This is a genomic window from Merdimonas faecis (assembly GCF_001754075.1).
Lineage (GTDB): Bacteria > Bacillota > Clostridia > Lachnospirales > Lachnospiraceae > Merdimonas > Merdimonas faecis.
Window position 1 is genome coordinate 17626 of sequence record NZ_MIEH01000030.1, and the last position, 22178, is coordinate 39803.

At 48.6% G+C, this 22178-nt stretch carries 26 protein-coding genes, 1 tRNA gene and 1 other annotated feature; of the genes, 23 read left to right on the top strand and 4 right to left on the bottom strand.

The window, feature by feature from the left end; translation table 11 throughout:
- Positions 1-23: 23 nt before the first annotated feature.
- Both hydE and BKD12_RS14880 read right to left on the bottom strand, forming a co-directional pair.
- Entirely contained in the window at positions 24-1070 is a 1047-nt protein-coding gene (gene hydE / locus BKD12_RS14875; RefSeq protein WP_070090143.1) for a [FeFe] hydrogenase H-cluster radical SAM maturase HydE, read from the bottom strand.
- Positions 1071-1303: 233 nt separating this feature from the next.
- Positions 1304-1774, bottom strand: coding sequence for an HAD family hydrolase (locus BKD12_RS14880; protein ID WP_070090144.1), 471 nt, complete (start codon positions 1772-1774; stop codon positions 1304-1306).
- Positions 1775-1893: 119 nt separating this feature from the next.
- On the opposite strand from BKD12_RS14880, the gene BKD12_RS14885 reads away from it, so the two are divergent.
- Genes BKD12_RS14885 through BKD12_RS14895 form a run of 3 tightly spaced genes read left to right on the top strand, consistent with a single transcriptional unit; the run spans position 1894 to position 4239 of the window.
- Positions 1894-2409: a DNA-deoxyinosine glycosylase gene (locus BKD12_RS14885; RefSeq protein ID WP_070090145.1), complete on the top strand. Its 516-nt coding sequence runs from the start codon at positions 1894-1896 to the stop codon at positions 2407-2409.
- Between the two features lie 18 nt (positions 2410-2427).
- Positions 2428-3246, top strand: a complete 819-nt coding sequence (locus BKD12_RS14890; RefSeq protein WP_070090146.1) for a protein-ADP-ribose hydrolase — start codon at positions 2428-2430, stop codon at positions 3244-3246.
- Positions 3247-3294: 48 nt separating this feature from the next.
- Positions 3295-4239 (top strand): AEC family transporter, encoded by a 945-nt coding sequence (locus BKD12_RS14895; RefSeq protein ID WP_070090147.1) that lies wholly within the window; start codon positions 3295-3297, stop codon positions 4237-4239.
- Positions 4240-4264: 25 nt separating this feature from the next.
- Here the strand turns inward: BKD12_RS14895 and BKD12_RS14900 are convergent, their stop codons facing one another.
- A complete protein-coding gene (locus tag BKD12_RS14900; protein ID WP_070090148.1) occupies positions 4265-4810 on the bottom strand; it encodes a flavodoxin family protein in 546 nt (181 codons plus the stop codon).
- A 254-nt stretch (positions 4811-5064) separates the two neighbouring features.
- Positions 5065-5302 (top strand) — a binding site (T-box leader).
- Between the two features lie 69 nt (positions 5303-5371).
- Here BKD12_RS14900 and BKD12_RS14905 point away from each other — a divergent pair.
- From BKD12_RS14905 to BKD12_RS14965, 15 genes are all read left to right on the top strand, one after another.
- On the top strand, positions 5372-8041 hold the full coding sequence (locus BKD12_RS14905; RefSeq protein ID WP_070090149.1) for a valine--tRNA ligase: 2670 nt from the start codon (positions 5372-5374) through the stop codon (positions 8039-8041).
- Positions 8022-10223 (top strand): LTA synthase family protein, encoded by a 2202-nt coding sequence (locus tag BKD12_RS14910; protein ID WP_242872783.1) that lies wholly within the window; start codon positions 8022-8024, stop codon positions 10221-10223. Before BKD12_RS14905 ends, BKD12_RS14910 begins: the two co-directional genes overlap by 20 nt.
- Positions 10210-11625, top strand: a complete 1416-nt coding sequence (locus BKD12_RS14915; RefSeq protein ID WP_070090150.1) for a bifunctional folylpolyglutamate synthase/dihydrofolate synthase — start codon at positions 10210-10212, stop codon at positions 11623-11625. The genes BKD12_RS14910 and BKD12_RS14915 overlap by 14 nt, the downstream gene beginning before the upstream one ends.
- Complete coding sequence (locus tag BKD12_RS17430) at positions 11612-11746, top strand: hypothetical protein (RefSeq protein WP_270644817.1); 135 nt, start codon at positions 11612-11614, stop codon at positions 11744-11746. Before BKD12_RS14915 ends, BKD12_RS17430 begins: the two co-directional genes overlap by 14 nt.
- 23 nt (positions 11747-11769) lie before the next feature.
- Entirely contained in the window at positions 11770-13164 is a 1395-nt protein-coding gene (locus BKD12_RS14920; RefSeq protein WP_070090151.1) for a tetratricopeptide repeat protein, read from the top strand.
- A 174-nt stretch (positions 13165-13338) separates the two neighbouring features.
- Positions 13339-13650 carry an STAS domain-containing protein gene (locus tag BKD12_RS14925; protein ID WP_070090174.1) on the top strand — a complete coding sequence of 104 codons (312 nt, stop codon included), beginning with the start codon at positions 13339-13341 and terminating at the stop codon, positions 13648-13650.
- Positions 13651-14106, top strand: coding sequence for an anti-sigma F factor (gene spoIIAB / locus BKD12_RS14930; protein WP_070090152.1), 456 nt, complete (start codon positions 13651-13653; stop codon positions 14104-14106).
- A complete protein-coding gene (locus tag BKD12_RS14935) occupies positions 14085-14798 on the top strand; it encodes a SigF/SigG family RNA polymerase sporulation sigma factor (RefSeq protein WP_070090153.1) in 714 nt (237 codons plus the stop codon). Before spoIIAB ends, BKD12_RS14935 begins: the two co-directional genes overlap by 22 nt.
- 67 nt (positions 14799-14865) lie before the next feature.
- A complete protein-coding gene (locus BKD12_RS17020) occupies positions 14866-15024 on the top strand; it encodes a hypothetical protein (RefSeq protein ID WP_176730984.1) in 159 nt (52 codons plus the stop codon).
- A gap of 1 nt (position 15025) precedes the next feature.
- Positions 15026-15682 (top strand): stage V sporulation protein AA, encoded by a 657-nt coding sequence (locus BKD12_RS14940; protein ID WP_070090154.1) that lies wholly within the window; start codon positions 15026-15028, stop codon positions 15680-15682.
- A gap of 44 nt (positions 15683-15726) precedes the next feature.
- The gene (locus BKD12_RS14945; protein ID WP_070090155.1) at positions 15727-16143 is read left to right on the top strand and encodes a stage V sporulation protein AB; all 417 of its coding nucleotides are present in this window, start codon (positions 15727-15729) and stop codon (positions 16141-16143) included.
- Between the two features lie 70 nt (positions 16144-16213).
- The gene (locus BKD12_RS14950) at positions 16214-16666 is read left to right on the top strand and encodes a SpoVA/SpoVAEb family sporulation membrane protein (protein WP_070090156.1); all 453 of its coding nucleotides are present in this window, start codon (positions 16214-16216) and stop codon (positions 16664-16666) included.
- A gap of 27 nt (positions 16667-16693) precedes the next feature.
- Positions 16694-17728 carry a stage V sporulation protein AD gene (locus BKD12_RS14955; protein ID WP_070090157.1) on the top strand — a complete coding sequence of 345 codons (1035 nt, stop codon included), beginning with the start codon at positions 16694-16696 and terminating at the stop codon, positions 17726-17728.
- A gap of 17 nt (positions 17729-17745) precedes the next feature.
- Entirely contained in the window at positions 17746-18102 is a 357-nt protein-coding gene (locus BKD12_RS14960) for a SpoVA/SpoVAEb family sporulation membrane protein (RefSeq protein ID WP_070090158.1), read from the top strand.
- Between the two features lie 160 nt (positions 18103-18262).
- Entirely contained in the window at positions 18263-19903 is a 1641-nt protein-coding gene (locus tag BKD12_RS14965) for a Na/Pi cotransporter family protein (RefSeq protein ID WP_070090159.1), read from the top strand.
- 20 nt (positions 19904-19923) lie between these two features.
- Here the strand turns inward: BKD12_RS14965 and BKD12_RS14970 are convergent, their stop codons facing one another.
- Positions 19924-20214 carry a GNAT family acetyltransferase gene (locus BKD12_RS14970; RefSeq protein ID WP_070090160.1) on the bottom strand — a complete coding sequence of 97 codons (291 nt, stop codon included), beginning with the start codon at positions 20212-20214 and terminating at the stop codon, positions 19924-19926.
- A 209-nt stretch (positions 20215-20423) separates the two neighbouring features.
- On the opposite strand from BKD12_RS14970, the gene BKD12_RS14975 reads away from it, so the two are divergent.
- The 5 genes from BKD12_RS14975 (at position 20424) to BKD12_RS14995 (ending at position 22085) form a co-directional block, all read left to right on the top strand.
- Complete coding sequence (locus tag BKD12_RS14975) at positions 20424-20939, top strand: helix-turn-helix transcriptional regulator (RefSeq protein ID WP_070090161.1); 516 nt, start codon at positions 20424-20426, stop codon at positions 20937-20939.
- An 11-nt stretch (positions 20940-20950) separates the two neighbouring features.
- Complete coding sequence (locus BKD12_RS14980; protein ID WP_176730985.1) at positions 20951-21274, top strand: hypothetical protein; 324 nt, start codon at positions 20951-20953, stop codon at positions 21272-21274.
- A gap of 94 nt (positions 21275-21368) precedes the next feature.
- A complete protein-coding gene (locus BKD12_RS14985) occupies positions 21369-21734 on the top strand; it encodes a DUF3796 domain-containing protein (RefSeq protein WP_070090163.1) in 366 nt (121 codons plus the stop codon).
- The gene (locus BKD12_RS14990; RefSeq protein WP_070090164.1) at positions 21735-21935 is read left to right on the top strand and encodes a helix-turn-helix transcriptional regulator; all 201 of its coding nucleotides are present in this window, start codon (positions 21735-21737) and stop codon (positions 21933-21935) included.
- A gap of 79 nt (positions 21936-22014) precedes the next feature.
- Positions 22015-22085 (top strand) — tRNA-Gly (locus BKD12_RS14995).
- The last annotated feature ends 93 nt before the right edge of the window (positions 22086-22178 follow it).

A 22178-nucleotide genomic window follows, 5' to 3' on the forward strand; every position in this document is an offset into this window, starting at 1 on the left:
AAATTAAAAAATGTATTTCAAATTTACATCCGGGAGTCGCCCCGGTCTGTTACGATCTGGTATCCGATGGCGCACATCCGGTCCTTCAGCTCCTGTATGCCGGCCGCTGCCTCTGCTCCGGTGCAAAGCTTGTTATCGTAAAGCGTATAATTTTCCCGCACATCGGCAGGGGAAAGATTGGGCATGATGACATTGGCGCCAGAAAGGATGCCGAGCTCCCGCCCGTTTGGTGCGATGGTGCCAAGCGCCGTGGTGGCGGGCAGCAGGACTTTTGGAAGGAGAAGGCGGATCAGTCCTAAAAGAAACAGCGTTTCTTCAAGTGTTCCGGCGGGCTCCCCCGCAAATGGGGTGGCATGATGGGGGATGAAAGGTCCGATCCCTACCATATGGGGCCTAAGTTTTTCCAGAAATAAAAGGTCTTCGGCCAGGTATTCCGGCGTCTGCCCGGGAGCGCCCACCATAAATCCGGCACCCACCTGATAGCCGATATCCTTCAGAGTCCAGAGGCATTTCTGGCGGGAAGCAGCTGTCAGGGATGAAGGATGGAGCAAGGAATAGTGGGCGGCATTAAATGTTTCGTGCCGCAGAAGATATCGGTCCGCCCCGGCCTGAAAGAGGGCCTGGTAGCTCTCCTTCGAACGCTCTCCGATGGAAAGTGTCACAGCGCAGTCAGGAAAACGGGACTTGATGGCGCCGACGATGCGGACCATACGTTCGTCTGTAAACCAGCCATCCTCGCCGCCCTGGAGGACAAATGTCCGAAAACCAAGGGCATATCCGGCGCTGCAGCAGGAAAGAATCTGTTCCTCGCCAAGACGGTAGCGCATAACCCCCGCATTGCTCTTTCGTATTCCGCAGTAATAGCAGTCATTTTTACAATAATTTGTAAATTCAATGAGACCGCGGATATAGACGTCATGCCCGTAATGTTGGTGCCGTTCCTTTCTTGCCAGTGAAAATACATATTCGGCAAGACTGTCTGTGCGTCCGCGGATCAGTGCGGCCCATTCTTCTTTTTCCAGATGCCGCGTATTTTGTAATTTTTGAACCAACTGTTGTAAATCGTCCATAGACCGCCTCCTAAAACCGCAAAAAGACCTGGTGCGTGAAAGCACCAGGTCTTAAGGTCTGAAAGAAAGCCGTCTTTCGCCTGTAAAAGGACAAAATGACTGCCGAATCATCGATCTATCCAAGCGCCTTCTCACGCAGGTGTGACCCTTTGTGGTCAGTACGTTATTGAATAAATTATATCATAAGGCAGATAAGCCGACAATCAAAGATTATATTTTCACAATGTCTGAAATTAGCCCCGCAGAGAAGCGATCAACCGCTTGGGCTTTAAGAGCAGATCCAGCCCGTCATTTATGGAAGTAACGCACACATCCGCGTCAGAGAGTAAACGGCCATGAGCGCCTTCCGGGCCGATGACCGCTACAGACAGTGCGGCGTCCCGGCACATCAAAAGATCATTTCGCCCGTTTCCCATGGCGGCGCAGGAATCCTCGCCCAGCTCCCGGAGAATCCGGTGCTTTTCCTGCATGGCGGCTCCGGTGGGAAATGTACGGATCGTCACCGGAAGATCTGCGCATATTTGGGCGGCAGTACCATGAGTATCTGCTGTCAGCACGTAGATATCAACTTCTTCCGAAAGCCTCAGGAGCTGTTCCCTGACCGGTTCCGGGATTTCTCCGTCCAGTGCGATCGTTCCGTTATAATCCAATAGCAGATTTTGAAGACAAAGTGTCCGGTATCCAGGTATTTCGATTGTTATCATAAGTTTTTACCGCCTCCTGTTTTCGATTTCCTGCCACCACCTTATCATAATCACTGGATTCCCGCAAGCAAACTGTGCTATGATAAGACACAGATTGACGAAAAGAGGGCAGAAGAAAAATGGAAATCACGCAGGTGACTCATGAATTTAAGCCAATATTTGATGAAACATCCCGGGTGCTGATGCTGGGGACCATGCCGTCGCCTAAGTCCCGGGAGGTTGGGTTCTATTACGGCCATCCAAGGAACCGTTTCTGGAAGGTGGTATCCGCTGTCTGCGGAGAACCCTATCCGGAGACGAAAGAAGAGAAAATCGCATTTGCCCTCCGGAACCATATTGCCGTGTGGGATGTGCTGGCTTCCTGTGAAATCCGGGGCGCGGAGGATGGCAGTATCCGCAACCCAGTTCCCAACGATATGGATGTGATCTTAAAGCATGCGGACATCCAGGCTGTATTTGCCACAGGAGCAAAGGCAGCACAACTTTATAAAAGGCATTGCTATCCGAAAACCGGTATCCCGGCAGTCTGCCTGCCATCCACCAGCCCTGCCAACTGCCGGACGTCCTATGAAGAACTGTATGAGGCGTACAGAGCGATCCTTCCATATATAAAGAAGGGAAAAAATTTGAAATAAAATCTGGAAAGGGAAACCATGACAAGAGAAGAAAAAATAGACTGGCTGATCCAGTATCTGAAAAAAGAGAACGCCGGCTATGCGGCAATCCAGGAACCGGTGAACCTTGTGGAAAAACGCCGGCTTCTGCGGAGTCTGATGAATGTGCGCTGGCCGATGGAAGCGTCTGACAAGTTTTATGAAATCCAGGATGCGCTTCTGAAGGAAGAGCTGGCGGAAAAAGGAATCGTAGATGTAGACAGTCTTCCGACCGTGGCAGAGCAGTATCCGGAGGCGGAGCTTCGAAATCCTGACCGTATCTGCCTTTGGCAGGGGGATATCACCAGGCTGCGGGCAGACGCCATTGTTAATGCAGCCAACAGCGAGATGCTGGGATGTTTCGTCCCCTGCCACGGCTGTATTGACAATGCCATCCATTCCGCCGCAGGAATCCAGCTTCGCAATGAATGTGCTGAATTAATGGAAGCGCAGGGAAAAGAAGAGCCTGTCGGAAAAGCAAAGATCACCGGCGGTTACAACTTGCTGGCAAAGCACGTGATCCATACCGTCGGGCCCATCGTAGGAATGCAGGTCACCAGACAGCAGGAAGAGGAGCTTCTTTCCTGCTACTTAAGTTGTCTGCGCCTGGCAGAAAAGAACCAGCTTTCTTCCATTGCTTTTTGCTGCCTCTCCACTGGAGAATTCCATTTCCCCAATAAGCTTGCGGCAAAGATTGCTGTGGAAAATGTGGATAAGTACCTGATGAAATCGGGGATAAAACGGGTGATATTTAATGTGTTTAAAGATGAAGACTATCACCTGTACACAAAAAAGTTTCTGGGGACGGGGGATTTCTAGAAATCCCCCGTCCCCAATGAAAGTCAAGGAAAGGAATGTGGATAATTTGTGGATAACCTTATTTTCAGCTTAAATGCGACGATTCCGGTGTTTTTACTAATGGTTCTGGGACTTGTGTTCCGCAGGATCGGATGGATCGACGAGGCGTTTGCCTCGAAATTGAATCAGTTTGTGTTCCGGGTGCCGCTGCCGCTTTTGGTGTTTGAGGATCTGGCGACGGTGGATTTTTCTCAGATCTGGAACGTAAAGTTTGTGTTGTTCTGTTTTGTGGCAACACTTCTTTCGATTCTGCTATGTGCAGGGATTTCCATGCTTTGGAAGGATCGGGCGATCCGCGGTGAATTTATTCAGGCCTCTTACCGCAGCAGCGCGGCGCTTCTTGGGATTGCATTTATCCAGAATATTTATGGTTCGGCAGGGATGGGGCCGTTGATGATCATCGGAAGCGTACCGCTCTACAATATGATGGCTGTGGTGGTGCTGTCCGTGTTCCGGCCGGGACAGCAAGGCCTCGATAAAACAGTGGTAAAAAGAACAATGACTGGAATTGTGACCAATCCGATCATTTTGGGAATCGTGGCCGGCCTTCTGTGGTCAGCGCTTGGGCTGCCGCTCTCTGGTATCCCAGGAAAGACTATCGGAAATATCGCCAGTATGGCGACGCCCCTGGGGCTGATGGCCATGGGCGCCTCCTTTGATATCCAGAAAGCGGTACAGAAAGGGCGGCCGGCGATCGTAGCATCTGTTATGAAGCTTGTCGGTTTCTGCGTGATCTTTCTGCCTGTGGCCATAGCATTTGGCTTCCGGGAGGAAGAGCTGGTGGCGATCCTGGTGATGCTGGGATCGGCAACGACGGTCAGCTGTTATGTTATGGCAAGGAATATGGGACATGAGGGAGTGCTGACCTCCAGCACCGTCATGCTGACCACGCTGTTCAGTGCGTTTACCCTGACCGGCTGGCTGTTCCTGCTAAGAAGCCTAGGCCTGATCTAAAGACATTTTCCATATTTTCCTTGGCCTACTCACCTTTCAGGCTCCGGCCGAGGGCGCGCGCTTCCTCCAGGTAAGCCGAGCCCTCGATGTCGGCGGGCGTGTACATGCCGATGGCGTTCACTTCCCCTGCGTTTTCCCAATGCAGGTAATGACAGACAGCATGATAATGTGCATCCAGGGCATCTAAGGCCCAGGAATCCGTATCTCCGCAGGCTGCCAGCAGCACTGCCTGCTTTTTCTGCGCCCGGAGGACCTGATTATTGGCAAAAAAACGGTCGATAGCCATTTTAATCTGTGCGCTCATGCCAAAATAATAGAGAGGAGTGGAAAAGACCACGCAGTCGGCCATAAGAAGCAGTGGATTCAGCTTCTCCATACCGTCCTTGTAGACGCAGCCATCCCCGGTATTCCGGCAGTGGTTACAGCCAAGGCAGGGGTGGAGATCCTCTTTTGCGGTATGAAAGGTATCCACGGTATGGCCTGCACTCAAGGCACCTTCTGCAAAAGCCTTCCGCAGAAGAGAGGTGGTTCCGTTTGGATGGGGACTTCCGTCCAGGATCAGTATTTTCATAGTTTTCAGACTCCTTTCATCAGGGATGAACCCCTTTTTACTATTAAAATAACGGAGCGGAAAAGAAAAGTAAAGTGGTTTTAGAAGCGTACATATTCAGTCTCACAGCTCAGACGCACTGTATAGTCCGGCTTTTGACGTATGCGCCTGAGAAATCCCCGCTTATGGCCGGACAGATACTTAAGAATTCCTAAAATTCCCTAAAATCCTTGACAAACCGGGGGTGGATGGCTATGATATTCATTAGTTTATACGTAAAGGCACAGATGAAGAGGAGTATGCAAGGACTTTTCCTGACAGAGAGGGCGCTCAAAAAAGAGGCTGAGAGGCGCCTGGGGATCAAAGATGCAGAAGGTAGCTTCGGAGCCGGATTGCTGAACGGATCATGAGTAGGCAGTCCCGGAGTCGTTCCCGTTAAAGAATAAGATGAGATGTATGGAAGCGTTTCTTCTATATAAATAAAGGTGGTACCGCGGTTATGTCGCCCTTTACGTTTTTGCGTAAAGGGTTTTTTAATATCCAAAATGTGAAAAAAGTGTGAAGGAATGTGAGGAGAAAACTATGAGTCAGAATCTGGAGAAAACATATGATCCGAAAGCAATCGAATCAAAGCTGTATGATAAGTGGTGTGAGAACCAGTATTTTCATGCAGAAGTAGACAGAAGCAAAAAGCCGTTCACCACGGTTATGCCGCCACCGAATATTACAGGAAAGCTTCATATGGGGCATGCACTTGATAATACGCTGCAGGACATTCTGATCCGTTATAAGAGGATGCAGGGCTACAATGCACTGTGGGTGCCGGGAACAGACCATGCGGCGATCTCCACAGAAGTAAAAGTTACCAATCAGTTAAAAGAAGAAGGAATTGATAAAAAGGAGCTTGGCCGGGAAAAATTCCTGGAGCGGACCTGGCAGTGGAAGGAAGAATATGCCGGAACCATCGAAGGCCAGTTAAAGAAGCTGGGCGTATCCTGTGACTGGGACAGAGAACGGTTCACCATGGACGAGGGATGCTCCAAAGCGGTAGAAGAAGTATTTATCCGCCTGTATGAGAAAGGCTATATCTATAAGGGCTCCCGGATCATCAACTGGTGTCCGGTATGTAAGACATCCCTTTCCGACGCGGAAGTTGAGCATGAGGAACAGGACGGACATTTCTGGCATATCAAGTATCCGATCGTGGGAACCGATGATTTCCTGGAGATCGCAACCACCCGTCCGGAGACCATGCTGGGCGATACAGCCATCGCCGTACATCCGGATGATGAGCGCTACAAAGACATCGTAGGAAAGAAAGCGATCCTGCCGCTGGTGGGCAAAGAAATCCCGATCGTGGCGGATTCCTATGTAGATAAAGAATTCGGAACCGGCGCTGTAAAGATCACACCGGCCCATGACCCCAATGACTTTGAGGTGGGCAAGCGTCATAATCTGCCGGAAATCAATGTCATGAACGATGACGCTACCATCAATGAAAACGGCGGCAAATATTCAGGCATGGAGCGTTACGAGGCAAGAAAAGCGATCGTGCACGACTTAGAGGAGCAGGGCTATCTGGTAAAGGTAGTTCCACACTCTCATAATGTAGGAACCCATGACCGCTGCCACACAACCGTGGAGCCCCTGATCAAGCAGCAGTGGTTCGTCCGCATGGATGAACTGGCGAAGCCGGCTATTGAAGCAGTGAAAAACGGCGACCTGAAATTTGTGCCGGAGCGTTTTGACAAGATTTATCTGCACTGGCTGGAAAATATCCGCGACTGGTGTATTTCCAGACAGATCTGGTGGGGACACCGGATTCCGGCTTACTATTGCGATGAATGTGGCGAGGTGGTTGTATCAAGAGGCATGCCGGAGAAATGTCCGAAGTGCGGATGTACACACTTTACTCAGGATGAGGATACCCTGGATACCTGGTTTTCCTCTGCGCTGTGGCCGTTCTCTGTACTTGGATGGCCGGATAAGACGGAAGAACTGGATTATTTCTATCCGACGGATGTACTGGTTACCGGATACGACATCATTTTCTTCTGGGTAATCCGTATGGTATTTTCCGGATACGAGCATACAGGAAAGGCTCCGTTCCACACCGTATTTATCCACGGCCTGGTGCGGGATTCCTTAGGCCGCAAGATGAGCAAGTCTTTGGGGAATGGAATTGATCCCCTGGAGATTATTGACCAGTACGGGGCAGACGCCCTGCGTATGACCCTGGTAACCGGAAATGCGCCGGGAAATGATATGCGTTTCTACAACGAACGTGTGGAAGCCAGCCGGAACTTTGCCAACAAAGTATGGAATGCGTCCCGTTTCATTATGATGAACCTGGGAGATAAAAAACTGACTCAGCCGGCAGACTTTAAAGTGCGTCCAGCAGACCGCTGGATCATGTCCAAATGCAACAACCTGGTCAAAGATGTGACCGAGAATATGGATAAATTCGAGCTTGGTATTGCTCTGTCCAAGATCTATGATTTCATCTGGGATGAATTCTGCGACTGGTATATTGAGATTGCCAAGTACCGTATTTATCACGCAGATGAGGATCCGGAAAGCGCCAACGACGCCCTGTGGACTCTGCGGGAGGTACTGAAGAAGGGACTGAAGCTGCTGCACCCGTATATGCCGTTCGTCTCTGAGGAGATATACAGCAAGCTGGTGCCGGAAGAGGAATCTCTGATGATGTCTGACTGGCCGCAGTATGATGAGTCCTGGAATTATCCAATTGCGGAAAATATTGCAGAACATTATAAAGAAATCATCCGCGGCATCCGCAACGTGCGTGCTGAGATGAATGTTCCAAAGAACCGCAAGGCTACGGCCTATGTGGTATGTGAAGACGCTCAGTTGTGTACCGGTCTGGAGATGCTTCGGCAGGCAGCCCAGAATATGGCGGCAGTTAATGATCTGATCATCCAGCACGATACGGTTGGAATACCGGAGGATGCGGTATCCATCGTGGTGCCGGATGCTACAGTATATTTACCATTGGAAGAGTTGATCGATTTTGAACAGGAGATCGAGAGACTGGAAAAGGAAGAAACGCGTTTGACAAAAGAAATCGCCCGTGCCACCGGAATGCTGAACAATGAAAAATTTGTCAGCAAGGCGCCGGAAGCCAAGGTACAGGAAGAACGTGAAAAATTAGAAACTTATGAGCAGATGATGGCACAGGTCAAAGAAAGATTGGAAGGATTGAAGGCAAAACGTGAAACTAAAAATTCATAAGCCTGATCTGAAGGGCGGGCTGAAAAAGATTAAAAATTTAAAAAGAGAAGATGTCAAAGCCTGGTGGAAAAACAGGAAAGAGCGGCGCGCCCGGATCCTGGAAGAACGAAAGAACAGCGAGTTCGCAAAGAAAATGAAACCGGTCTATGCATTTATGAACCGGTTCTCACTGGTGTTCCATGCACTCCTGGCCTGCGTGATCAACTTTGCGATTGAAGCGATTTCACGGCACTCCGTGATTGCGGCGGGAGAGTATATGATAGGGACGCCTCTGGTATTTCTATACAATGCGTTCATGATATTTATCACATTTTCGGTGGTATACTTTTTCAAACGAAGGATTTTCGTGCGGATCATCATCAGCGTGATCTGGCTGATCCTGGGAGTGGCAAACGGTTATATGCTTTTAAAACGTGTCACTCCGTTTAATGCACAGGATCTGAAGGCGGCATCGGAAGGTCTGTCTCTGATCAGTAACTATTTCAATGGGTTTGAGCTGATTATTCTGGTAGTCGGGATCGCGGCCGTGATCGTATGGGTGATCTCCATGTGGAAGCGGGGCGGCCAGTATTCCGGGAAGGTTCACCGGGTGCGTGCACTGATCGGAGTGATCATCTGTGCGGCCCTCTATGCGGTGGTGTCAAACCAGGCGGTGGATAAGCGGGTGGTTTCCACTTACTTTGGGAATATCGCTTTTGCCTATGAAGATTACGGGCTTCCTTACTGCTTTATGGCCAGTCTTTTCAACACAGGGATCAACGAGCCCAACGACTACAGCCAGGAAACGATGGAAGCGATCAGCAATAACGGGGAGATTACAAAGTGCGAGACCGGACGGGCGGATGAAGCGCTGCCGAATATTTTGTTTGTACAGCTGGAATCCTATTTTGACGTGTCAGAAGCCGAATTTTTTACCACATCCAAGGATGCATGCCCCAATCTGCGCTCCATGTTTGAAAATTATTCTTCCGGATACTTTAAGGTGCCTTCTGTAGGCGCGGGAACAGCCAATACAGAGTTTGAAGTGCTGACGGGCATGAACCTGCGGTACTTTGGGCCTGGAGAATATCCTTATAAAACTTATGTAAAAGAAAATGTTTGTGAGAGTGTGGCGACAGCGTTAAGTTCTCTTGGCTACGGGACACATGCGCTCCACAACAATGGCGGAAACTTCTACAGCCGTGCCCGGGTATTTAATAATATGGGCTTTGACAGCTTTACCAGCAAGGAGTTCATGAATATCCTGCAGAAGACGGAGAACGGCTGGTCTAAGGACGATATTCTGGTCAGCCATATCCTGGACGCCATGGATACCACGGAACAGCAGGATTTTGTGTTTACCGTCAGTGTCCAGGGCCACGGTGATTATCCGGAGGAGCAGGTACTGGAAAATCCGGAGATCACAGTAGAGGGTATTGAAGATGAAGGCCTGAAAAATAAATGGGAATATTATGTGAATCAGGTATATGAGATGGATCAGTTTGCGGGCAATCTGATCCAGGCAATCGAGGACCGGGGCGAGCCTACAGTGGTAGTATTTTACGGAGACCATCTTCCGACCATGGGACTGGAAGCCAAGGATCTGAAGAGCCGGTACCTCTATAATACCAATTATGTGATCTGGGATAATATCGGTCTCCCGAAAGAGGACCGGAATATTCCATCTTATCAGATCATGGCAGATGTGCTGGAGCGTCTGGATATCCATTCCGGAACTGTGTTCAACTATCATCAGGAACGGCGCCAGACCAGAAATTATCTGTCAGACCTGGAGCTTTTGCAGTATGATATCCTGTATGGCGATCAGTACGTGTATAACGGCGAGCCGCCGATCACGGAAGGCCATATGGTGATGGGTGTGCGTGATGTATCACTTCAGAACATCGTGCCGCATCTGGAAGACGGCTATAGTCTGTATGGAGAGAATTTTACGCAGAACAGCAAGGTATATGTTAACGGGGAAAGAATGAAAACCTCTTTCCTGAATAATACCAGGCTTGATTTTTCCGGTGTGGAGCTCCAGAATGGCGATGAGATCGTGGTTCGTCAGATGGGATCCAGCAATACAACGTTCCGGAAGTCGGACATCTATATTTATCAGGACGGGGAACTGATCCTTCAGGAAGGGACAGCGACAGATAAGACCAGGTCCTGGGTGGAGCAGGCCGATGAAGAAGAGTAGTTTAAAAGAAGGAAGATGGGAAGCGGCTTCTTATCAGGAAGCCGTTTCCTATATAGAAGAAATACCGAAATTTACGAAAAAGCATCCGCTCAATCATACGCGTGAGTTTTTAAAAAGGCTGGGGAACCCGGCAGAAGACCGGAAAATCATACATGTGGCAGGCACCAATGGAAAGGGTTCGGTCTGCACCTATATCAAGACGATACTGATGGCAGAGGGGAAGAAGACAGGGTTCTTTACATCCCCTCATCTTGTATCCGTCAACGAACGGATCCAGATCAGCGGGGAGCCGGTGGACGACGGCACCTTTTACCGGGTCTTCCGGGAGGTTTATGACACGGCGGCAGAAATGGAAGCGGAGGGTCTTGGGCATCCGTCCTATTTTGAATTTCTCTTTGGAATGGGGATGAAAGTGTTTGAGGAATCCGACGTAGAATATATTATCCTGGAGACGGGGCTTGGCGGACGGCTTGACGCTACCAATGCAGTTCCCCGTCCGGTGCTTACGGTGATCACGTCCATCAGTCTGGATCATACGGAAATCCTAGGCGATACCATCGAAAAGATTGCGGCAGAGAAGGCCGGTATTATTAAGAAAGGCGTACCGGTATTTTTCGACGGAAGCTCGACGGAAGCCTCGGAAGTGATCAGGAGGACTGCACTGGCGCAGGGAAGCTGGTGTAGAGAAATCTCGAAAAATGCGTACGAAATCAGAGAAGTTGCCCGGAAATATATTGCATTTTCACGGGATAATACTTATGATAAAGATGTTATCTACCGGATTCCCATCTGTGAGACCTGCCAGGCCATGAATGCGGAGATTGCGCTGGAGGCAGTGGAATATCTGCTGGACGGGCAGAGAGACACTCTGTGGGACAAACAGTCGGGACACCGGGAAGAGACGAATCTTCCGGAACGGCAGGAGCGCTGGGCTAAGGCGCTTGCAGGCGTATACTGGCCCGGACGGATGGAAGAGGCAGCGCCCCATCTTTTTATAGACGGTGCGCATAATCCGGGGGCGATCGAAGTCTTTGTAGACAGCGTCCGGAGACTGAAAAGCGGAAAAACCGGCGGAGATGTGCTGGTGTTCTCCGCGGTGTCAGATAAGAAATATGAAAAGATGATCGCATATTTGTGCAGGCATCTGGAAGTAAGAGCCATAATCGTCACGAAGATCGAAGACGACAGAGGGGTGCCGGCGGAAGAGCTTCTGAAGCTGTTCCGCAAATATACGAAAACAGAAACGTTGTGCTGCCCGCGGCTTGCTGATGCACTTCTTGAAGCAAGACGGCTGCAAAAGGATGGGGGATCTGCAGGGGACATTTATTGCCTGGGGTCTTTGTATCTGGCGGGCATGGTAAAAAAATTGCTGTCAGGAGGCGGTTTGGATGTTGAATTTTGAAGAGGAACTGAAAAAATTCCAGCCTAGTCTGGAAGTTGAGGAAATCGAGGATGCGGTCTATCAGGAAGACCTGACGGATATGACAGATATTTTAAGGGAAATGATCGAGCAGACCAAATAGAAAGAACCATAAGAGGGTAGTATATGGATTATGCAACAAAACTGGTGTATCAGTCGAATTACTGGTATAATGACGGACTGAAAAAAGCGAATATCAGGGATCTGTCCGGTGCTATTGTGTCTCTTAGACGAAGCCTTCAGTATAACCGGGCGAATATTGCAGCCAGGAATCTCCTGGGGCTTGTGTACTATGGCCGGGGAGATGTGGCCGAGGCGCTGGTGGAATGGATCTTAAGCAAAAATTTTAAGTCTCATGAAAATATTGCCAATTATTATATTCAGAAAACCAGAGAAAATTCTGCGGAACTGGAGGCAGTGAACCAGGCTGTCAAGAAATATAATCAGGCGCTTGGCTATGCAAGGCAGAACGGGGAGGATCTGGCTATTATCCAGCTAAAAAAGGCGGTGGACATTCATCCGTCGTTTGTAAAAGCCTATCAGCTGCTGGCGCTTTTATACCTTCATACAGAGCAGTATTCGAAGGCCAGGCAGGCTGTCCGGGCGGCGCACAAGCTGGACAAGACGGATGATATGACGCTTAAGCTTATGCATGAGCTGAATCAGATCCGCAAAAACCGGACGGTAAAGATTAAAGAAAAGGACAAAAAGGATCAGCAGACGGTTACTTACAGTATTGGAAACGAAACGATTATCCAGCCTGTGTCCTCTGGTTACAAGGAAAGCGCAGGGATGCATACGATTGCCAATATCGCCATCGGACTGGTGGTGGGCGTGGCGGTCATGTGGTTTTTAGTCCTGCCGGCGGTGACCAGATCCAGGCAGGATGCGGTCAATCAGGATATTGTAGCTTTCAGTGATCAGATTGCGGAGCAGGAGGCGCAGATCAGTGCACTGCAGACAGAACTGGAGACTTACCGGTCTACCAGCCAGGAAACAGAAAACGCACAGGCAACAGCCACGGCTACGCAGGACAGCTATGAGATTGTCATGAATATTTCCACTCATTATTATGCGGGCGATATGGGGAATCAGGCCATGGCAGAAGAACTTTTAAAGGTCAATGCAGACTCGCTGGGAACCGTGGGAAGGGAAACCTATGATGAGATGACCGGGAATATCTATCCCCAGGTGTGCAGCACCTTATATTCGGCAGCTCAGGAAAGCGTAGATGTGGCAAACTACCAGACCGCGATCACCAACCTGGAACAGGTGATCCAGATGGACGCCGGCTATAATGACGGGGCAGCTATGCTCCTTTTGGCAGAGGCTTATCAGAGGAACGGCGATCAGGATCAGGCAAACATTTACTATCAGCGCATCATCGAAGACTATGCGGACACCGACGCGGCACAGAGCGCCCAGGAAGCCCTGGATGAACAGAACGGCACCAGTTCAGACGAGAATGCGGAAGACGGAGCCGGGCAGGACAGCAGTTCTGAAAGCAGTGGGGAAAACTAAAAAAATAAGTGAAAAATGTGGATAAGAAGTACGAAAGAAAAGGATGTGTAAAAAAATACACGTCCTTTTTTCTTATGCCTCCAATGGGGACGGGGGATTTTCAGAAATCCCCCGTCCCCATTGGAGGCATAAGATGTGGAAAACGATGAAAAACTGTGGAAAAGGGGGATAACTATGAAGTACCAGGTGCAGGAGAATTACCTGACGATTTTTCTTCCCAGCGAGCTGGATCATCACAATGCGGAGGAAATCCGAAAGGAGTCGGATCGGTTGATCGAGCATAATCATATCCGGTATGTGATTTTTGATTTTCGGGATACGAATTTTATGGACAGCTCAGGGATCGGGGTGATCATGGGACGGTACAAAAGGGTGTACCTTCTGGGCGGGGAGGTTTTTGCGGTGCATACAAATGAGAGGATGAAGAGGATTTTATCAATGTCGGGTGTGACGAAAATTATGCAGATATATGAGGAGGATTTGTAAATGGAAAATACGAATGAAATGCAGGTGACTTTTGACAGCCGTTCATCTAACGAGGCATTTGCCCGGGTGACAGTGGCTGCGTTTATGACTTCTTTAAATCCCACCGTAGAAGAAGTGTCGGATGTGAAGACTGCCGTGTCGGAGGCGGTGACAAATGCAATCATTCATGGCTATGAAAACGAGATACATAAGATCACGATCCGCTGCCGCACCGAAGGAAAAACCCTGTATCTTGAGGTGGAGGATTACGGCCGGGGGATTGAAGATGTGCAGCAGGCCATGGAGCCTTTGTTTACGACCAAACCGGATCTTGACCGTTCCGGTATGGGATTTTCATTTATGGAAGCTTTCATGGACCGATTGGAGGTAGTCTCCACACCGGGAGAAGGAACGGTAGTAAAAATGGAAAAAACGATAGGTAAAGGACGGAGATTATGGACCGCACAACCACTTTGATCGAGAAATCGCACCAGGGGGATGAAGAGGCAAGAGCACAGCTGGTTCAGGAAAATGCCGGGCTGGTCTGGTGCGTGGTGAAACGGTTCCTTCACCGCGGAGCGGAGGCAGAAGACCTGTTTCAGATCGGCAATATCGGACTTTTAAAAGCAATTGATAAATTTGACCTGTCCTATGAAGTGAAATTTTCCACCTATGCGGTTCCGATGATCTCGGGAGAAATCAAGCGTTTTCTGCGGGATGACGGGATGATCAAGGTCAGCCGTTCCTTAAAGGAACTGGCGTACAAATCCTGCGCTTGCAGAGAGCGGCTGCAGGAAGCCTGGGGGCGGGAGCCGACGATCACGGAAATTGCATCGGAGCTGAAGGTGGAGACAGAGGAGCTTTTGATGGCGATGGACGCCAGCAGCGAGATTGAGTCGCTGCACAAGCCTATTTACCAGAAAGAAGGACAGGAACTTCGGCTGATGGACAAACTTCCGGAGCAGGAGGAACAGGAAGATAGGATCCTGGATCATATGCTTTTGCAGGAACTTTTGACTTATTTAGATAAAGAAGAGAGACGCCTGATCTACCTGCGCTATTTTGCAAATCAGACCCAGTCGCAGGTGGGAAAAGAACTGGGGATTTCTCAGGTACAGGTATCCAGAATGGAAAAGAAAATTTTGAAAAACTTAAGAGAACGTATCTGAACATGCATATTTTCCTATAATTCATCCATACTAGTTGACAAAAGAATCTGGAAACAGGAGGGGACCTATGGTGGATGAAGCAAGGAAAAAGCTTAAGATTTGTCTGATTTGCGTAGTCAGTGCGGCTGTCCTTATGGGATGTATTTACTATTTTCTAAGCGCAGGGGAAGGCGGTACAGTCAACGAAGGTACGCTGGTCTGCCAGGAACTGGAGGAAACATGCTGATATGGCAGTTATCTATATAAAAGCAGAGCGAAATATTGAGGTGTCGAATCCCCGGGTCCGGCTGGGAGATGTACTCAAGATCGAGAGCCAGGATCCTAAGCTTCTGGAACAAATCAAAAAAATCCCGCTTATGACATTTCAGAACACGGATCAAAAGCAGGAGAGCCGGGTAGCCATTTCTGTGTTGGGCGTGATTAAGAAGATCCACGGGGAAATCCCGGATCTGGAGATCCAGAATGTAGGCGAGATTGATTTTATTATTACCTATAAAAAAGAAAAGGATGCCGGAAAACTTATGCATCTTTTAAAAATCGTCTTCGTAGTTTTAATCAGCTTTTTTGGAGCAGCTTTTTCGGCGATGGCCTTTAATAATGATGTGGACACGGTAACCATGTTTGGACAGATCTATCAGCTGGTAACCGGGCGGACATCCGATGGTTTTACAATTCTGGAAATCACGTATTCGATCGGACTGATCGTTGGAATCCTGATCTTTTTTAATCATTTTGGAAAAAGTAAAGTATCCGTGGATCCGACACCGCTGGAGGTAGAGATGCGTCTGTACGAAAACGATATACAGACAACCCTGATCGAAAATTATTCCAGAAACAGCGGAAATAAGGAGGATAGCAGTAACGGCAAAGGCAGCAAGGGATAATAATGTATGGGAAGATCAGGTAAAAGGGAAAGGAGGGGAAACACATGTGGATGCAGCAGCTATGGCTGGCGGTCATCGGACTAAGCGCCGGGGCGGTGGTTGCAGGCGGCGTGTTTTCCTTTATTATCGGGCTGGGAGTTGTTTCAGATTTTGCAGACCGGACCCATACCGGGGAACACATCCGCCTGTATGAAGATGCAATCGCACTGGGCGGTATTCTTGGAACTGTTTTTTTTATATTTCAGCTCCGGATCCCCGGCGGTACATGGCTCCTTCCCTTGTTCGGCCTTTTTGGAGGGGTTTTTGTGGGGTGCTGGGCAATGGCTCTGGCAGAAATACTAAATCTCTTTCCTATATTTATCCGCAGGGCAAAGCTGCAAATGTGTATAAAATACATTGTATTGGGGATAGCTATGGGGAAAACTGCCGGCGCCATGCTGTTCTTTGCACAGCGCTGGTAATTGGGGACGGGGGATTTTCAGAAATCCCCCGTCCCCAATTAAAAATATCAACAGGAGAGGTGGATAACTTGTGGATAAACAAAAGCAGCAGGAAGCGTATAAAAATTATGTGAAGCACAAAACACCTGTGCACAGTCTGCCGTTGAATATGGCCAAGGCGTTTGTAACGGGAGGAGCAATCTGCACATTAGGCCAGGTCATCATGAATTTTGGCAGGAATATGGGGATGGGAAAAGAAGTATGCGGCAGCATTACCTCGATTAGCCTGATCCTTCTGAGTGTATTGCTGACGGGATGGAATATTTATCCAAGAGTTGCGAAATGGGGCGGCGCCGGCGCGCTTGTGCCAATTACTGGTTTTGCCAACTCGGTGGCGGCGCCGGCGATCGAGTACAAAAAAGAAGGGCAGGTTATGGGAATCGGCTGTAAGATTTTTACCATTGCAGGTCCCGTGATCTTGTACGGTGTGTTTACAAGCTGGATATTGGGGCTTGTTTACTGGATCTGGAAACAGTGGGTATAAACAAAGAGGATAAAAGGAGGCAGGTTGATGATCAAAGGGAAGCAGAGTCTTGAGTTCGAGCAGGCACCATATCTGACCTTTGCGGCTTCGGTGGCAGGAAAGAAAGAAGGGGAAGGACCGCTGGGAGCGTTGTTTGATTTTGTGGAGACAGAGGACTTGTTTGGAGAAAGCACCTGGGAAGCTGCAGAAAGCGCCATGCAGAAAATTGCCTGTTCGCTGGTATTAGAAAAGGCAGGGACAGAGCCGGAAGATGTGCGCTATCTATTCGGAGGAGATCTGCTGCGTCAGGGTGTGGCGACATCCATGGGAGTAGAGTCCCTGGGAATACCGATGTTTGGCCTTTATGGCGCATGTTCTACTGCGGGAGAAGCGCTGACCCTGGCAGCCATGTGCGTGGCCGCCGGGTATGGAGAGAAAATGCTGGCGGTGACCTCCAGCCACTTTGGCAGTGCGGAAAAGGAATTCCGGTTCCCGCTGGGATATGCAAACCAGCGTCCCCTCTCTGCACACTGGACTGTGACAGGGAGCGGGGCGTTTCTGGTCAGCGCCGGCCCGGAGAGAAGATGCCGGGAAAAAGCGCTGCAGCATGTGAGGATCACTGGCGTTACAACAGGGAAAATTGTAGACTATGGGCTAAAAGATTCCCAGAATATGGGTGCCTGTATGGCGCCGGCAGCCTGTGACACCATCATCCGCAACCTGAAAGATTTCGGAAGGGAGCCGGATGACTACACCCGGATCATCACCGGAGATCTGGGATATGTTGGGCAGAGTATCCTGTTTGATCTGATGCGGGGACAGGGATATGACATCAAGAGAAACCATATAGATTGTGGAATGCTGATTTTTGACCAGAACCTGCAGGATACACATTCCGGAGGGAGCGGCTGTGGCTGTGCAGCGGTGACACTGGCATCCTATATCCTGCCAAAACTTATGACCGGAGAGTGGCAGAAAGTATTGTTTGTACCTACGGGAGCGCTTCTGTCCACGGTAAGCTACAATGAAGGCGCCAGCGTTCCAGGCATTGCACACGGAATCGTTCTGGAACATATCGAATAGAAAGAAGGGGAAACATTATGGATTATTTCAATGCCTTTTGGATCGGAGGTCTGATCTGTGCGCTGGTGCAGATTCTGCTGGACCGGACAAAGTTAATGCCGGGCAGAGTGATGGTTCTGCTGGTCTGTGGCGGAGCCATACTGGGAGCGCTTAAAATATATCAGCCATTCCAGGAACTGGCGGGAGCCGGTGCCAGTGTTCCTTTGCTGGGATTCGGGAATTTATTGTGGAATGGGGTAAAGGAAGCGGTAGATCAGGAAGGGATAATCGGAATCTTTACAGGCGGTCTTGGCGCAAGCGCTGCAGGCATCACGGCGGCTCTCGTCTTTGGATATCTTGCGGCTCTTGTCTTTGAACCTAAAATGAAAAAGTGATCCGGGAGGATTTTATCTGAAAAAGTAAATAAGATGTAAATAATAAGTTAAGAAAAAGTAAAAAATTTATTGTTTTCTCTGTACGTAAATGGTATTGTAAAAAAGGACATGAAAAATACTCTGAAGGAAATGAGACGAAAATACGTTTAGGAGGAAATGAATGAATTACCTGGATATTATCATCCCCTTTGTGGGGGGCTTGGGAATGTTTATCTATGGCATGCAGATTATGGCCCAGGGCCTGGAAAATGCAGCCGGGAGTAAAATGAAGTCCTTGCTGGAAGTCTTGACAAAAAATAAGCTTATGGGTGTACTGCTGGGAGCAGGGATCACAGCGGTAATCCAAAGTTCATCTGCCACAACGGTTATGGTGGTGGGATTCGTTAATGCAGGGATCATGAATCTGAAGCAGGCCATGGGCGTTATCATGGGAGCAAATATTGGTACGACAGTGACCGGATGGCTGGTGTCCTCTGTAGAATGGGCGGAATTTTTAAGCCCGGCCCGTCTGGCGCCGATTGCAGTTATGGCCGGTGTGATCCTGATGTTGGTGGGAAAACGCCGTTCTTCAAAAGAGATTGCCAGCATCATCGTGGGCTTTGGCCTTCTATTTATCGGAATTACGACCATGTCTTCGGCAGTTGAGCCGCTGCAGGATTCCGAAAGCTTTACGAACCTCTTTGTCACACTGGGCAGCAATCCGCTGCTTGGTATTCTGGCAGGTACACTGGTAACTGCCGTGATTCAGAGCTCATCGGCGTCTGTAGGAATCCTGCAGAGTCTGGCGGCTGCGGGGCTGGTTCCCTTCAGTGCAGCTATTTATATTATCATGGGCCAGAATATCGGTACCTGTGTAACAGCGATCCTGTCCAGTCTGGGAGCAAAGAAGACAGCAAAAACAGCAGCCCTTATGCATTTGCTGTTTAACATCATAGGAACAATTATTTTCAGTACAGCTGCGATTATCTTTTTCCAGGTAGTTCAGCCGGAATGGGCAAATGGACTGATCACACAGACCGAGATCAGTATCGTGCATACGGCATTTAATATCTGTACAACCGTCCTGCTGTTCCCGGTATCCGACTGGATCATCAAGCTGGCAAAGAAGATTGGCCGTGTAGAAGAGGACAGCCAGGACAAGAGCATGGTACAGCTGGACGAGCGTGTATTACAGACACCAGGACTTGCACTGCAGTCTACGGTCAATGAAGTGATCCGTATGGGACAGATCGTGGAAGATTCCCTGATGGTGGCAAAAGATGTACTGTTTACCTTAAAGGATGGCGATATCCAGTTCCTGAAGGAAGAGGAAGCAACGGTAGACCGTTTAAGCGCCGGGATTACCAATTATGCGATCAAAGTAGGAGCGCTGCAGATCAGCGAGAAAGAACATCAGGACGTGGCCCATCTTTTACAGGTGGTCTCGGATATGGAGAGGATCAGCGATTACTGTGAAAATATTTCAGAATTTGCCGAGACGCTGTATGAAAAGAAAGCATCGTTCTCGGAAATCGGAGAGGAACAGTTAAAAGAAATGATGGAAGTCTGTACCGACAGCTATCGTTATGCTTTGAAAGCATTTGAAAATCAGGATCGTGCCATGGCTCTTAAGGTAATTGAGAAAGAGACCCAGGCTGATAATCTGGAACTGCGCCTGCGGAACAAGCACATCCAGAGGCTGGCCAACAATCAGTGCAAGACAGAAGCGGGAATCGTTTATCTGGATACCCTGGTCTGTCTGGAACGAATTTCTGACCATGCCCGTAATATTGCAGAAGAGGTGCTGGAACGCAGCGCCTAGAGGACTGCGCTGAAAGATTTTTAAAGAAGCAGCTTCATGCGGTCTTTGGCTTTCTGTTCCCAGAAAGGACGTTTTGCCTCATAAGACTGGTTGATCCAGTCGATGGCGGATTCCAGTCCTTCCTGGGTAAACGGAAAGTCTTTTTTTTCTTTTTCTTTATCCGGTGTCCGCTCAAAGGACCAGGGCTCCGGATAAAGAAAGACAGAGAGGACATCGTCCTTTGTACACAGATAATAACGCATACCATGATGGGAACCGGAAAAAGGTTCCTTTTTTAATGCTTTTATATTCAGGCCAATCGTAGAAATCATAGGAACTCCTTAAAAAATATGATAATACTAATTTAGCACGGATAATTAAGGTTTGGAAGGGGAAAAGAGAAATAGACTATTCTTTTTAGGATTTTTTGGGGGGAGTTTTTGCGCAAAAATATTTTGCATGGATTCCAAAGCGATTTGCTGGCAATTGGTCCGCGCTTCTGCTATGCTGGAAAAAACATCAAAGGAGGGGCAGGCGAAAAATGGAAAGACAAAAGGAAGATATAAAGAGCGGCACACTGGGAGAACGGCTGGCGTTGCTCAGAAAAAAATACGGATACAGTCAGCAGGATATTGCAGACATGCTGGACGTCACCAGACAGACGATTTCCAACTGGGAGTGCGGGCAGGGGGCGCCGGCTCTTGATAAAGCGGCAGAGCTTGCCGGAATATATCGGATCAGTCTGGATGAACTGGCAGGAAACTTTCAAGGAAGCCATGAGACAGCAAAGGAGAGAAAGGATCTGCATATATTGAAAAAGCTGACGGGAAAGAAGTGCCGTTTGGAGTATCTGGATCAAACGGAGGCTGCCATTGATGATCTGCTTGGGAATACACAGGTGAGAATACTGGATGTTAATGAGTGTTGGATGAGGATCGAATATGAGCGCCGCAGGGAAGGTACATTCCGGCAGAAAGAGACTGTGGTAAAGCTGGTGGAACTTTCTAAAATCACAGGGGCGGTGCTAACAGTGGAAACGGAGGTGGAGAACGGATGATGACAGGGCTCATGGGGGTTATAACATTCGGTGTGATCGCCGGGATCGGTCTGCTGACTTATCTGGCAGTGGAATATACGGAGCGAAAGGAGAAAGAAAAGCGAAGAGAAGCCACAGAATCTGACTGGAAAAAAATTCTGGCGGAATACCTGGGCAAATCCTGTGAGGTAACGATAAAAGAACCTATGGTAAATATAGATGTCATATACAGTACAAGAGGAATCTTAAGAGATATGGACGACGAATGGCTGGAACTGGAATGTGAGGAGAAGAAGGGAACGGTTGTAAAGATCATTCGCCTTGACCAGGTGAAAGGAGCAAAAGAGATAAGGTAAAAAAGAATCCTAAAGAAGGTTGACAAAGACGGGATAATGTTATATATTTATAACATAATAAGTTATAAATATATAACATTGAGAGGTGAGAAATATGAAGAAAAATCCGGTATCATATTTTGGGTGGCTGGGACTGATAGGGATTATTGGGATTAATACAGGAGATTTTCTGCTGCAGACATTTCTGGTCTATCTGCTGTTCTTTCTCTATCGGAATACACCTATGGACGAGCTGTTTTTGCTGGATGTCCGGAAGGCTGGTTTCCGTGCGTTTCTGGTAAATCTTTTACTGAACAGCTTCATGGTTGTCTGGCTTGCGGTTATAGAAAGGGGTGCCAGGACCGCAAGGACGCCGGTAATGGTAGTCCGGATGTTTGCGCTGGTCTATGTGGTTACATTTCTTGTCTTCCTTTTTACATTGTTCTATTATCAAAAACGAGAAAAAAGGAGTCTGGAATAGATGCTGAAGACACAGATAAAAAAATACCGGCAAATGCGGAACATGAACCAGGCGGAACTTGCGGCCCTTGTGGGAGTGCGCCGGGAGACGATCGGACATCTGGAAAAAGGACAATATAATCCGTCTCTGAAGCTTGCAATGGATATAGCAGGAGTCTTTGGAGTAAAAGTGGAGGACTTGTTTGAATTTACCGACGAATAGGATCTTCATTTTTACCGATGAATAGGATTTGCATTTTTAAAGGATTTGTATTATAATACTTTCTGTGATTATTCAATATGCAGATGTAGTTCATCGGTAGAACACCAGCTTCCCAAGCTGGGGAGGCGGGTTCGACTCCCGTCATCTGCTTGAAAAGAGCCGAGAGCATTGAAAGATCAGTGCTTTCGGCTTTTTGTCTGCCGTTTCTGTCGGTAAAGTCTGTTTTTCAATATTAAGAAAATC